Genomic DNA, 13,473 nt, shown 5'->3' on the forward strand with positions numbered 1-13,473 from the left:
AATGAACGAGCGCAATGACACCACGCCGGCATGGGGCGCATGGCCAGCGGGTGAGGGACAGGTGCGCTTCACGCTCTGGGCACCGGATGCCAGGAGCGTGGAGGTGGTCTTCGACGACGGCGCGCGCGTCGCGTTGCAGGCCGCGCAGGACGGCTTCTTCAGTGCGGCGATCGACTGCGCGGCGGATGCGCGCTATCGCTACAGCGTCGATGGTGGCGAACCGGTGCCGGATCCGGCCTCGCGCTGGCAGCCCGAGGGCGTGCATGGCCCCAGCGCCGTGCAGCCAACCGACGGCTACGCCTGGCAGAACACCCAGTGGCAGGGACGGCCGTGGGACGAGGCGGTGATCTACGAACTGCATGTCGGCACCTGCGGCGGCTATGCCGGTGTGCAGGCGCAATTGCCGCAGCTGGCGGCGATGGGCATCACCGCGATCGAGCTGATGCCGCTGAGCGCATTCCCGGGCGCGCACAACTGGGGCTACGACGGCGTGTTGCCGTACGCGCCGGTGGAAGCCTATGGCACGCCGGACCAGTTGAAGGCGCTGATCGACGCCGCGCACGGACACGGCCTGATGGTGTTGCTGGATGTGGTCTACAACCACTTCGGCCCGGACGGCAATTATCTGCACAGCTATGCCGCCCCGTTCTTCAACGAGGACAAGCCCACTCCGTGGGGCGCGGCGATCGATTTCCGCAAGCCGCAGGTGCAGCGTTACTTTCTCGACAATGCGCTGATGTGGCTGCACGAATACGGCTTTGACGGCCTGCGCCTGGACGCGGTGCATGCGATCACGCCGAACGCGTTCCTGGATACCCTGCGGCAGACCGTGCAGGCCAGCCTGCCTGCCGGCCGCCACGTGCACCTGGTGCTGGAAAACGAGGCCAACCAGGCCTCGCAGCTGCAACGCGGCTACACCGCGCAATGGGACGACGATTTCCACAACGCCCTGCATGTACTGCTGACCGGCGAAGCCGAAGGCTATTACGCAGCCTTCGCCGACAAGCCCGCCGAGCACCTGGCGCGCGTGCTCGGCGAAGGCTTCGCCTACCAGGGCGAGCCGGACCCGCGTGGGCATGTGCGCGGCGAGCCGAGCGGGGCGCTGCCGCCGCACAAGTTCGTGGTCTTCGCGCAGAACCATGACCAGATCGGCAACCGGGCGCGCGGCGAGCGGCTGAGCGTGCTGGTGTCGCCGCAGCGCCTGCGCGCTGCGCTGGCGCTGACGACGCTGACGCCGATGATTCCGCTGTTCTTCATGGGCGAGCCGTGGGGCGCCGAACAGCCATTTCTGTTCTTCACCGACTTCGGCCCGCCGCTGGACGATGCGGTGCGCGAAGGGCGGCGCCGCGAATTTGCGCACTTCGCCGCATTCGCCGACGAAGCGCAGCGCGCCACCATTCCCGATCCGAACAGCCACGACACCTTTGCCGCCTCGCGCGCGCCGATCGAAGACGCCGCCCGCGGCGACGGCGTGCAGTGGACAGCCTGGTTCACCGCGCTGCTGGGCGTACGCCGCCAGTGGCTGGTCCCGGGGCTGGCACAGGCGCGCGCGGTGGGCGCCGAGGTGCTGGCCGACGGTGCAGTGACCGCCAGCTGGGAATTACCCGACGGGCTGTGGCATGTCGCCTTCAACCTGGGCGCCGCGGCGGTGCCGATGCCGCCGCTGCGCGGACGCGTGGCGCATGCCGAAAACGTCGCCGCCGACGCGCAGCAGTTGCCGGTCGATGGCTTCATCGCCTGGCATGAGGCGCGCGCATGAGTACGCGCGATCTGAGCAGAAGCGATCTGCATGCGCTGGCCGGCGCGGCCGGGGTGATGGTGGACTGGGTGGATGCCAGCGACCAGCCACGGCAGGTGGCCGAGCCATCGCTGCATGCGGTGCTCACCGCGCTGGAGCTGCCTGCCGGCACCGCTGCGCAGCGCGAAGACAGCCTGCGTCGCTGCAAGGCGCAAGCCACCGAGCCGGCGCCGCTGCTGACCGTGCAGGTGGCCGAGCTGTTGCCGGTGTCGGTTGCCGCCAACGCCAGCGGCCTTTGGGTGGACGACAGCGGCGCCAGCGAGCCGGCGCGTGCCGATGCGCAGGGCCAGGTGCGTGCGCCGCAGCGTTTCGGTTACTGGACGCTGCAGATCGGCAACCTGACCCAGCAGGTCGCGGTTGCCCCGCAACGCTGTTTCAGCGTGGCCGATGCCTGTGGCCTGCCGGCACCGCGTGCCTGGGGCATGGCGTTGCAGGTGTATTCGGCGCGCAGCATCGACGATGCCGGCATTGGCGATGCTGCGGGCACGGTGGAATGGGTGCGGCATGCCGCACTGGCCGGTGCCGATGCGCTGGCGCTGAGCCCGGTGCATGCCGCGCGCCCGGTCACCGGTGGCTACAGCCCGTATTCGCCCAGCGACCGGCGCTTCCTGGATCCGCTGCATGCCGCGCCGGTGCGCGTGCTGGGCGAGCGCGCGCTGGAGGCCATCAACGAGGTGCCCGGCCTGCGCGAGCGCTTCGATACGCTGCACCACAGCGCCCTGATCGACTGGCCGGCCTCCGCGCAGGCCAAGTGGCAGTTGCTGCGTCATCTGTACACCCGCGTGCCCGCCGATCACCCCGATCTGCTCGCCTTCCGCAGCGAGGGCGGCGCGGCGCTGGAAGGCTTTGCGCGGTTTGCCGCGCAGGATTTCGGTGATAACGATCCGCAGCTGCACGTATTTACGCAGTGGCTGGCGGCACGCAGCTGGTCCGACGCGCAGCGCGAGGCGCACGAGCGCGGCATGAAGATCGGGTTGATCGCCGATCTGGCGGTCGGCTTCGATCCCAATGGCGCCGAAGCCGCAGCGGCTGCAGACACCGTGCTGCGTGGCCTGGTGCTGGGCGCGCCGCCGGACGCCTTCAATGCCGACGGCCAGCACTGGGGCATCGGTGCGTATTCGCCCACCGCATTGCGGCGTAGCGGCTATGCGCCGTACATCGCGCTGCTGCGCGCGGTGCTGCGCGATCGCGGCGGCATCCGTATCGACCATATTCTGGGCTTGATGCGGCTGTGGGTGGTGCCCGAAGGGGCCAGCTCCAACGAAGGCGCGTATCTGGCCTATCCGCTGCACGACCTGCTCAATCTGCTCGCGCTGGAATCGTGGCGGCACCGGGCGATCGTGATCGGCGAAGACCTCGGCGTGGTGCCGCCCGGCATCCGCGAGGAACTGTCGCGGCGCGGAGTGATGGGCATCGATGTGTTGATGTTCACCCGCGACGACGACGGCGCCTTCGTCTCGCCGGCGTTGTGGCGGCCGGACGCATTGGCCACCACCACCACGCACGATCTGCCGACGCTGACCGGCTGGCGCGAAGGCCGTGATATCGACTGGCGGCGCAGGCTGGACCTGATCCAGCCCGCGCAGGCCAAGGACGATGCCGCGGCCCGCATCCAGGATGTGGCACGCCTGGATTCGGCGGTCGAACACACCGGCCTCAGCGCTGCGGACGACCCGCTGCTGGGCGCGCTGCGCTTCACCGCCACCAGCGTGTCGCCACTGGCCCTGCTGCCGGTGGAAGATGCGCTGGCGCTGGAAGAACAACCCAATCTGCCGGGTACCGTCGAGGTCCATCCCAACTGGCGTCGACGCCTGCCCGATCCCTTGCCGCATGCGCGCCTGAGTACGGCGCTGCAGGGCTTTGCCGAGGCGCGTCGCGTCGCGGCCGTTTCGGAACCGCATCCATGATCGAGCTTCGCGCCACCGCCCGCCTGCAGCTGCATGTCGGCTTCACCCTGCACGATGCGCTCGCCCAGGTGCCGTACTACGCCGGGCTGGGCATCAGCCATCTGTACCTGTCGCCGATCGGCACCGCTGTGCCCGGCTCGACCCACGGCTACGACAATATCGACCCGACCGTGGTCAATCCCGAGCTCGGCGGCGAAGACGCGCTCATCGCCCTGTCGCAGGCCGCGCGCGAGCACGGCATGGGCCTGATCGCCGACATCGTGCCCAACCACATGGCCACGCATGCGGACAACGCGTGGTGGTGGGATGTGCTGCGCAACGGCCGCAGTGCCAAGCATGCCGACTGGTTCGACATCGACTGGCGCGCGCCCGGGCGCGACGGCAAGTTGTGGCTGGCAGTGCTGGACCGCCCGTATGCCACCGCACTGGCCGAAGGCCTGATCACCCTGGTGGTCGAGGACGACGGCAGCGCGGCACTGGCGCACTACGACCAGCGGTACCCGATCCGTCCGCAGACGCTGGAGGTGCCGGAAAAGGCCGCGCGTGCGCAATGGCTGCGTGACTACAACGACGGCGCCAAGCGCGGCGATGGCCGTCTGCACAAGCTGATCGAGCGCCAGCCGTACCGCCTGAACTGGTGGCGCGTGGGCAACGACATGCTCAACTACCGTCGCTTCTTCGACATCACCTCGCTGGTGGCGTTGCGGGTGGAGCTGCCGGCGGTGTTCGACGCGGTGCATGCGCTGCCGCTGCGGCTGGTGGCCGAGGGCCATCTGGACGGCCTGCGCATCGACCATGTGGACGGGCTGACCGATCCCACCGGCTATGTGCGCAAGCTGCGCAGCCGGCTGGATGCGGCCGGCCGCACGCGTGGCCTCAAGCCCGGCACGCTGGGCCTGTATCTGGAAAAGATCCTGGCGCCCGGCGAGCACCTGCCGGCCGACTGGCCCTGCGATGGCACCACCGGCTACGACTTCATGGACCAGGTCGGCGGCGTGCTGCATGACGCGGCCGGCTTCAAGCCGCTGGCGCGTGCCTGGCAGAAGGTGAGCGGGCGCAGTGGCGACTTCGCACAGGAAGAACGCGCCGCCCGCGACGAGATCCTGCGTGGCCCGCTGCAGACCGAATTCAATCGCGCCGTCGGTGCGTTGTCGGCATTGGCGCGGCTGGACCCGCCCACGCGCGAGTTCAGCCCGCAGATGCTGGCGCGCGGGCTGTGCGTGTTGCTGCGCTGGTTCCCGGTGTACCGCACCTACGCCGGTGCCAAGGGCGTGACCGGCAGCGAAGCCGAGCGCCTGCGCGCCACCGCCGCGCGTGCGCGCGAGGGCATGCCGGAGTCCATCGTTGCGGCCGTCGATGCGATCGAACGCTGGCTGCTCGACGATGCCGGCGCCGACCGCGCGCAGGTCGCCCTGCGGCGCATCCTGCGTCGTCGCGTGGAGCAGTTGTCCGCACCGCTCAATGCCAAGTCGGTGGAAGACACCGCGTTCTACCGGCACGGCGTGCTGTTGTCGCGCAACGAGGTCGGCAGCCATCCGACCCACTTCGCCAACGACCCCGCCGACTTCCACGCGCAGAATCTCGAACGCGCCAAGCACTTCCCGCGGGCGTTGCTGGCCACCGCCACGCACGACCACAAGCGCGGCGAAGACCTGCGCATGCGGCTGGCCGTGCTGTCCGAGCAACCGCGCTGGTGGATCGAGCAGAGCACCCGGTTCGATGCCTTGGCCGAGACGCTGGAGGCACCGGCACTGGCCGGCGGCGACCAGCAGATGCTCTGGCAGACCCTGGTGGCCGCCTGGCCGATCGGCCTGGGTGCCGACCAGACCGAGCCGCTGGCCGAGTATGCCGAGCGCATTGCGCAGTGGCTGCTCAAGGCCGTGCGCGAGGCCAAGCTGCATACCAGCTGGACCGACGGCTCGCCGGCCTACGAACAGGCCGTGCAGGCCACCGTGGAGCAGGTGCTGTGCAGCCGCGCCGGGTTGCCGCTGCGGCGGGCGCTGCTGCGCGCCAGCAACCACATCGCCGCGGCCGGTGCGCGCAACGCGCTGGTGCAGACCACGTTGCGCCTGACCGTGCCGGGCGTTCCCGACCTGTACCAGGGCACCGAAGGCTGGGATCTGTCGCTGGTGGACCCGGACAACCGCCGCCCGGTGGACTACGCGCAGCGCCAGCAGTGGCTGGCGAAGGCACGCGACTGGAACACGCTGCTGCGCAGCTGGCGCGATGGTGCGGTCAAGGCACGTCTGACCGCACTGCTGCTGCAGTTGCGGGCCGAACATCCGGCGCTGTTCGCCAAGGGCGACTATCAGCCACTGACCGTGACCGTCAGCGGCGATGCGCAGGTGCTGGCGTTCCGCCGCCAGTACCGCGGGCAGTCGCTGGTGGTGGCAGTCACGCGGCTGGGGGCCGGCAACGCGGGCGATGGCGATCTGCCGCTGCTGGTGCCGCCGGCCAGCTGGGGTCAGGCGGCGTTGGCATTGCCGCAGGCCAGTTACCGTAATGTGCTCGATGGCAGCACGGTGCAGCCGCAAGGCGGCCGCGTGGCGATATCCACGCTGTTTGCACGTGCGCCAGTGGCAGTGTTGTTGACCCCCTAAGAGAACGTACGCAATGAACGACACGGAACGGCAGGCGCGGCTTCGCCAGTTGGCACAGGAGATCTGGGAGGCTGAAGGCCGCCCGGACGGCCACGCAGATCGGCACTGGGCCATGGCCGAGCGCCTGGTGGATGCCGAAGAGCGCGCCGCCGAGCAGGCCGGCCCGCCGGCGAGTGCACGCCAGTAACGGTCACTCTGTCACCTTGCATGGTTCACCCTGCAGGCTGCGCCATGTCAGGGTGAGCGTGCACAGGCACGCAGGCAGCCGCATTCGCTCAGCGTTTTGAGTTCACCGTTCTCAGGAGTTACCGATGGCCACCCGCAAGTTCACTCAGCGCTCGCGCATCCGCGAAGGCCGTCCCAACCCGCTCGGCGCCACCTGGGATGGCCTGGGAGTCAATTTCGCGCTGTATTCGCGCAACGCCACCCGGGTGGAGCTGTGCCTGTTCGACGAGCGTGGCCGCGAGCAGGAGCGCCTGGCGCTGCCCGAATATACCGACGAGGTCTGGCACGGCTATCTGCCCGACGCACGCCCCGGCCAGCTGTACGGCTATCGCGTGCATGGACCCTATGCGCCCGATGCCGGGCATCGCTTCAACCACAACAAGCTGCTGCTGGACCCGTATGCCAAGCAGATCGTCGGCGAGCTCAAATGGGCGCCGCACCTGTTCGGCTACACCATTGGCCACCGCGACAAGGATCTGAGCTTCGATCGCCGCGACAGTGCCGCGTTCATGCCCAAATCCGCGGTGATCGACCCGGCCTTCACCTGGGGCCAGGACCGCCCGCCGCAGACGCCGTGGAACCGCACGGTGATCTACGAGGCGCACGTGCGTGGGCTGAGCATGCTGCACCCGTCGGTGCCGCCGGAAAATCGCGGTACCTTCTCGGCGCTGAAGACCGACGAGCTGATCGACCACATCAGCTCACTCGGCGTCACCGCAGTGGAACTGCTGCCCGTGCACGCCTTCGTCGACGATCAATACCTGCTGGAAAAAGGCCTGCGCAACTACTGGGGCTACAACACCCTGGGGTTCTTCGCCCCACAGGCGCGCTACATGTCCACGCGCACCGTGGCCGAGTTCAAGCAGATGGTGGCGCGGCTGCATCACGCCGGGCTGGAAGTGCTGCTGGACGTGGTCTACAACCACACCGCCGAAGGCAACGAGCTGGGGCCGACGCTGTCGTTCAAGGGCATCGACAACGCCAGCTACTACCGCCTGGCCGACGATCGCCGCTTCTACATCAACGACACCGGCACCGGGAACACCTTCGACCTGACCAATGTCGGCGCGCTGCGCATGGTGATGGACTCGCTGCGTTACTGGGTGCAGGAAATGCACGTCGATGGTTTCCGCTTCGACCTGGCCACCATCCTCGGGCGCGAGCGCTACGGCTTCGATCCATCGGGCAGCTTTCTCGATGCGGTGCGCCAGGATCCGGTGCTGAGCCAGACCAAGCTGATCGCCGAACCCTGGGATATCGGTCCAGGCGGTTACCAGGTGGGCAATTTCCCGCCGGGCTGGGTGGAGTGGAACGACAAGTTCCGCGACAACGTGCGCGCGTTCTGGCGTGGCGACGGCGGCCAGCTGGCCGAACTGGCCACGCGCCTGACCGGTTCGGCGGACCTGTTCAACCACAGTGGGCGTCGCCCCACCGCATCGGTCAATTTCGTCACCGCGCACGATGGCTTCACCCTGCGCGATCTGGTCAGCTACGAAGGCAAGCACAACTTCGCCAACGGCGAAGAGGGCAGGGACGGCAGCGACCACAATATCTCGGCCAACTACGGTGTCGAGGGCGACACCAACGACCCGGCCATCAAGCAGCTGCGCCGTCAGCAGATGCGCAACCTGCTGGCCACGTTGCTGCTTTCGCAAGGCACGCCCATGCTGCTGGCCGGCGATGAGTTCGGCCATAGCCAGAACGGCAACAACAACGCGTATTGCCAGGACAACGAGCTGACCTGGATCGACTGGACTGCTGCCACCAAGGCCGCTGCTGCCGATCAGGCTGCATTCGTGCGGCGGTTGATCCGGATCCGCCAGCGTTATCCGCTGCTGCATCGCGCCCGCTTCTTCGACGGCAAGTTCGACGAAGCGCTGGGCTTGAAGGATCTCACCTGGCTGGCACCGGACGGCCACGAGATGGACGAAGCCAGCTGGCACGACCCGGAAGCGCGCGCGCTGATGCTGCGGCTGGATGGCCGCTCGCCGACCACCGGCCTGCGCGAGATCGCCGCCAACGTGACCTTGCTGATGCTGATCAATGCCGCCTCCACCAGCGTGTCGTTCACGCTGCCGGCGATGCATGACGAGCACTGGCGCGTGCTGGTCGACACCGCGCGCCACGGCGGCCGCGTGGTGGCCGGCGGCAGCGAATGGAAGGCCCCGGCGCACTCGCTGACTTTGCTCGCAGTGGAGCGCGATCGCATCGCCAGCAGCGCGCGCATCGTCTCCGAGGGCGCGCGCTGATGGCGGGGGTGATCTGATGGATGTGTTGCTGGCAGGGGCCACCGGTCTGGTCGGTAGACATGTCCTGCAACAACTCCTGGCCGATGCGCGTTGTACCGGCGTGGTGGCGATCACGCGCCGGCCGTTGTCCCAGATCCACCCCAAGCTGCGCAACCAGGTGATCGATTTCGATCGCCTGGACCACTGGACCGCACCGCGCATGGAAGCGGCCATCTGCGCCCTGGGCAGCACGATGAAACAGGCCGGCTCGCGCGAGGCGTTTTACCGCATCGACCACGATTATCCGATGGCGCTGGCACGCGCGGCCTGCGCGCAGGGCACCTCGGTATTCGTGCTGAATTCGGCCGCCGGTGCCGATGCGCACTCGCGCATCTTCTACAACCGCGTCAAGGGCGAACTGGAACGCGACCTGCGCGCGGTCGGCTTCCCCTCGCTCACCTTCGTGCGCCCCGGGCTGATCGGCGGCGAACGCGAGCAGCGGCGCACCGGCGAACACATCGGCAGCCTCGTGCTGGGCGCGCTCGGTCCGCTGCTGCCACGCCGCTTCCGCCTCAACCCGGCCGAACGCATCGCCGCCGCCATGGTGGGCGCCGCGCTGGCACCGGCGCGTGGGGAGCACAGTGTCGAGGCGGCGGAGCTGGCTGACTAAGGTCGCCGTCGTTCCCGCCTCGCGGCCGCGTCGCGAGGCAAGTCAGATGGAGCGTCGGGTCGGCTGCCTCGCAGGAGCGCGCTGGCGCGCGATGAGGCGTTACCGATAAAGCTCCGTCGCGCGCAGGCACGCTCCTACAACTGCACGTGCAGCGAAATGGAGGGCTGGTTGTCGCCTGTCTCGTAGGAGCGCGCTGGCGCGCGATGAGGCGTTGCCGATAAAGCTCCGTCGCGCGCAGGCACGCTCGTACAGATGCATGTGCAACAGGAGGGGGGGCTTCGCTAGCACACGCACGCCGTTACACCCCCAACGACTGCCCGCCATCCACCGCAAGCACCTGCCCGGTGATCCAGCGTGCCTGCGGCGAGGCGAGAAACAACGCCGCATCGGCGATGTGCTGCACCTGCCCGAATCCGCCGAATGGGATGCTGTCGCGGATGCGTGCATATAGCTCCGGTTCTTCATCGCGGCGCCGGGCCCATAGCCCGTCGGGAAACTCGATCGAACCAGGTGCGATCGCGTTGACGCGGATGCGCTCGCGCGCCAGTTCGGCGGCCAGCGTGGTGGTGTAGTAATTCAGGGCCGCCTTGGCGGTGGAATAGGCGATTGCGCGTGGCGTGGGGCGCTGCGCATTGATCGAGCTGATGTTGAGGATCACTGCCGCGTTGCTGTTGCGCAGGTACGGCAGCGCGGCGCGATTGCAGCGCACTGCGGCCATCAGGTCGATCTCTAGGCCGGCCTGCCAGCTGGCATCGTCGTTGCCGTGTCCATAGCCGGAGGCGTTGTTGATCACCACATCCAGGCCATCCAGCGCCTGTGCTGCGGCCTGCACGTAGGCCTCGATCTGCGCAGCATCCGACAGGTCGCAGGCGAAGGTATGGACCGGCCTGCCATGTGGTGCCAACACCTGTGCGGCCTGTGCCAGGCCATCGGCATTGCGTGCGCACAGCGAGACTTGCGCGCCGTTGCGCACGAACGCGTCGGCAATGGCCAGGCCGATGCCACGGCTGCCGCCTGCGATCAGCACGCGTTGATCGCGCGGCGAGATTTGCGTGGGTGCTGCGGAAATGGACATGGCGGACACTCGTTCGGAAACCGACATTATCGAGCAGCTCGGTCATGACGCGGTGCCCGGTGCCGTTGCAGTGTTGAATGCATCATCGCAATGTCTGCTGTCCGTTCCACTCTTCCACCGCTTCTGCCAACGAGGCGCCGGCCAGCGCGCGTAGCGGGCTGGCGATCTACTGCGCTCATCCCCAGGCGCGCGCGGCCGGTGCCCGGAATTGCCATGTGCCACGCGTACACTCAGGTTCTGAGCGCCCGTCCACACGTCCCGAGCGATTGCTCGCTACGTTTTGTCAGTCACCCTAATGGTGGTGCGCAGCACTGCGCTATGCGCCAGCTTGGAAGCCATGCACCGGCACCTGTCTGCGGTCGCGTGCGCTGTCATCTGCGTGCCACACGGTGTGCGCGCGGCTTGCGACGCAAGCCTCATCACCAAGCATGATCAGCTCATGCGTTTTCGGTTGTTCGCTACTAACCATTTGTTTACACGCTTGCATCGCGCTGCGGGCAAAACGTGCGGGTCATTCAGTGGGAGTTGCACATGGAAACCCATATCACCGTCATCGGTGCCGGCTTTTGCGGCACCGCGCTGGTCCGTGCACTGGCGCAGACGGCCGATGCGCAGGTGCGCATCACCCTGGTCGGCGTGGCCGACACCTTCGGCAGCGGCATCGCCTATGGCGCCGCACGGCCGGAGCACCTGCTCAACGTGCGCGCCAAGGACCTGGGAATTGATGCGCAGGCGCCAGGCGCCTTCGCCGACACCTTGCACCTGGGCGATAGCGGGCGGCTGGAATTCCTGCCGCGGCTTGCCTATGGCGATTATCTGCGCAGCGAGCTGGATACCGCGGTCAGTGGCGCGCAGGCGTCGATCGTGCGGCTGTCGCAGGAAGCGGTAGCAGTGGAGCGTGCACGCCAGGGCTTCCGCGTATTCCTGGCCAATGGTGACGCCTTCCACAGCGACCGGGTGGTGCTGGCGGTGGGCGCATTACAGCCGCAGGCGCTGGCCGGCATCGGCCCTCGGCTGAGCGTGCATCCGCGCTATATCGGCTGGCCGTGGCAGGGCGATGCCCTGGCGCGCCTGGCGCCGGACGACGACGTGCTGATCGTCGGCACCGGGCTGACCATGGTGGACGTGGCATTGACCCTGCACACGCGCGGGCATCGCGGTCGCCTGCTGGCGATTTCGCGGCGCGGCCTGGCGCCGCAGGCGCATCTGCGCCAGCCGGGCGCGGCGCTGGAGTTGCCGCCGCATCTGCAGCGCGCACTCAAGGATGCCGACCTGCGCGGCCTGCTGCGCGGCGTGCGCCAGCTGAGCGCCGTGGTCGACGACTGGCGACGCGTGGTGGATGCCTTGCGCCCGCATCTGCAACCGCTGTGGCAGCGGCTGGAATTGTCGCAGCGTGCGCGCTTCCTGCGCCATCTGCGCCCGTATTGGGAAGTGGCGCGGCATCGGGTTGCGCCGGGCGCGGCGGAACAGCTGGCGCAATTGCAGGAATCGGGGCAGCTGCAGATCGTTGCAGCGCGGCTGCTGCGTGCGCGTTGGGTGCCCGATGGTGTGGAGGCGGTGATCCGCCCGCGTGGATCGGCCGACGCGCAGACCGCTCATTACGATGCGGTGATCCGCGCCACAGGGTTGGATACCGATATCGACCGCACCAGTGACCCGCTGATCGCCGGCATGCGCGAAGCCGGGCTGCTGCGTGCCGACCCGCTGGGCCTGGGCGTGGACACTGATGCGCAACTGCGCGTGCGCGACGGTGCCGGGCAGATCGTGCCGGGGCTGTATTGCGTGGGCCCGCTGCTGCGTGGGCGCTACTGGGAAATCACTGCCGTGCCGGAGTTGCGCGTGGCCACGCGCGCCCTGGCAGAACGTCTGTTGCTGGGGGCGATGCCGGCGTTACAGCCAGAGCCGGAACAGGTGCCGCGCGAGGTCAATGGGCGTTTGTAGCGAGATGTGCGTTCATTCCGACGTTTTTACGGACGGCCGGGCGTTGAAGCTTCGACGATCGCGGGTTCTAGCCCTTCTCGCATCGGGAGAAGGTGGCGCGCCCGCGCAGCCTCGTGTGGTTAGAGGATTCTCTGAAAAAGGTCATTCCGGTCGACGCGCCAGCCGTAGGAGCGGACCTGGCCGCGACTGGGGCGTGACCGGCACCCCGCGCAGCGCGTTACGCGTGCATCGGACACTTGCGTGATGCGCATACCGTCTGCCGTGTGCCGTCTTTCCCCTGTCATTTTTTCTGGCGCGGAAGACGCCCGATCACGCTGCAAGCAGCCTCTGCGCGCACGGGCATAGCCCGCATCCGGCAATTGCGTGCGGGCTTCGCCAAACAGCGCAATCATGCCGCGTGATGCGTAGCGCAGCGCAGCGGTGCAGACAGGACTAGGTCATGGTGATCGCCCTGGGCCGATGACCGTCCAGGGCGTTTGATTCCCCCGTCCGCCTGGAGTTCGCCATGCCCCGTCTTGCTCCCGCCACCTTGCTCGCCACGCTGTGCGCCTGTGCGCTGCCCGCCTGGGCCAGCGAATCGCTCAATACCCGTGCTGAAGTGCTCGCAGCCCTGGAATCCGGCTACGACGTCAGCCTGACCACCGACCTTGGCCGCTGCACACCCGAAGAAGGCACGCCCGTCACGCAGACCCGTGGCGGCCGCCATATCGAGGCGTACCGCATCACCGAAGACGGCACCGCCGCGTTCTCCGGTTCGCACTTCACCGTGGCCAACGACGGCAAGCCGATCCAGCAGTTCATGCGCTACCAACTGCGCCCGGATGGCAGTGTGCGTTTCACCACCTACATGTACGACCTGCCGGGCCTGCAGCAACGTGGGCCGGTGCTGGCGTATCAATGCACGATCAATCAAGGCATCCGCTTCCACGCCGATTGAGCGCGCTGCACCGTGACGGCTGCAGGCTGCAGTGCAGCGCCATCGCGTTGCCCTGCTGCCTGCAGCGGTCGGGCCGCGTGCCGATGCCATGC

The 13,473-nt window shown here is 68.1% G+C and carries 9 protein-coding genes and 1 other RNA gene; 9 read left to right on the forward strand and 1 reads right to left on the reverse strand.

Annotated elements, in window-relative coordinates:
- Position 1 precedes the first annotated feature (1 nt).
- The 6 genes from treZ (at position 2) to CPBF1521_RS02150 (ending at position 9,428) form a co-directional block, all read left to right on the forward strand.
- A complete protein-coding gene (treZ, locus tag CPBF1521_RS02125) occupies positions 2 to 1,759 on the forward strand; it encodes a malto-oligosyltrehalose trehalohydrolase (RefSeq protein ID WP_115675756.1) in 1,758 nt (585 codons plus the stop codon).
- Positions 1,756 to 3,705, forward strand: a complete 1,950-nt coding sequence (malQ, locus tag CPBF1521_RS02130; protein WP_181901073.1) for a 4-alpha-glucanotransferase — start codon at positions 1,756 to 1,758, stop codon at positions 3,703 to 3,705. Before treZ ends, malQ begins: the two co-directional genes overlap by 4 nt.
- Entirely contained in the window at positions 3,702 to 6,305 is a 2,604-nt protein-coding gene (treY, locus tag CPBF1521_RS02135) for a malto-oligosyltrehalose synthase (RefSeq protein WP_115675757.1), read from the forward strand. Before malQ ends, treY begins: the two co-directional genes overlap by 4 nt.
- Before the next feature lie 13 nt (positions 6,306 to 6,318).
- Positions 6,319 to 6,492, forward strand: coding sequence for a DUF2934 domain-containing protein (locus CPBF1521_RS02140; RefSeq protein WP_104649120.1), 174 nt, complete (start codon positions 6,319 to 6,321; stop codon positions 6,490 to 6,492).
- 124 nt (positions 6,493 to 6,616) lie between these two features.
- Positions 6,617 to 8,779, forward strand: a complete 2,163-nt coding sequence (gene glgX, locus CPBF1521_RS02145) for a glycogen debranching protein GlgX (RefSeq protein WP_115675758.1) — start codon at positions 6,617 to 6,619, stop codon at positions 8,777 to 8,779.
- Between the two features lie 16 nt (positions 8,780 to 8,795).
- Positions 8,796 to 9,428, forward strand: a complete 633-nt coding sequence (locus CPBF1521_RS02150) for an NAD(P)H-binding protein (protein WP_115675759.1) — start codon at positions 8,796 to 8,798, stop codon at positions 9,426 to 9,428.
- A gap of 298 nt (positions 9,429 to 9,726) precedes the next feature.
- Here CPBF1521_RS02150 and CPBF1521_RS02155 read toward each other — a convergent pair whose 3' ends face one another.
- The gene (locus CPBF1521_RS02155) at positions 9,727 to 10,503 is read right to left on the reverse strand and encodes an SDR family NAD(P)-dependent oxidoreductase (protein ID WP_115675760.1); all 777 of its coding nucleotides are present in this window, start codon (positions 10,501 to 10,503) and stop codon (positions 9,727 to 9,729) included.
- Between the two features lie 213 nt (positions 10,504 to 10,716).
- On the opposite strand from CPBF1521_RS02155, the gene CPBF1521_RS02160 reads away from it, so the two are divergent.
- The 3 genes from CPBF1521_RS02160 to CPBF1521_RS02170 all read left to right on the forward strand — a co-directional run bounded on the left by CPBF1521_RS02160 (position 10,717) and on the right by CPBF1521_RS02170 (position 13,381).
- A non-coding RNA gene (locus tag CPBF1521_RS02160) (sX9 sRNA) lies at positions 10,717 to 10,792 on the forward strand.
- A 242-nt stretch (positions 10,793 to 11,034) separates the two neighbouring features.
- A complete protein-coding gene (locus CPBF1521_RS02165; protein WP_181901074.1) occupies positions 11,035 to 12,444 on the forward strand; it encodes an FAD/NAD(P)-binding protein in 1,410 nt (469 codons plus the stop codon).
- Positions 12,445 to 12,949: 505 nt separating this feature from the next.
- Complete coding sequence (locus tag CPBF1521_RS02170) at positions 12,950 to 13,381, forward strand: VirK family protein (protein ID WP_115675762.1); 432 nt, start codon at positions 12,950 to 12,952, stop codon at positions 13,379 to 13,381.
- The last annotated feature ends 92 nt before the right edge of the window (positions 13,382 to 13,473 follow it).

The sequence above is a fragment of the Xanthomonas euroxanthea genome (genome assembly GCF_900476395.1).
GTDB classification, from domain to species: domain Bacteria; phylum Pseudomonadota; class Gammaproteobacteria; order Xanthomonadales; family Xanthomonadaceae; genus Xanthomonas; species Xanthomonas euroxanthea.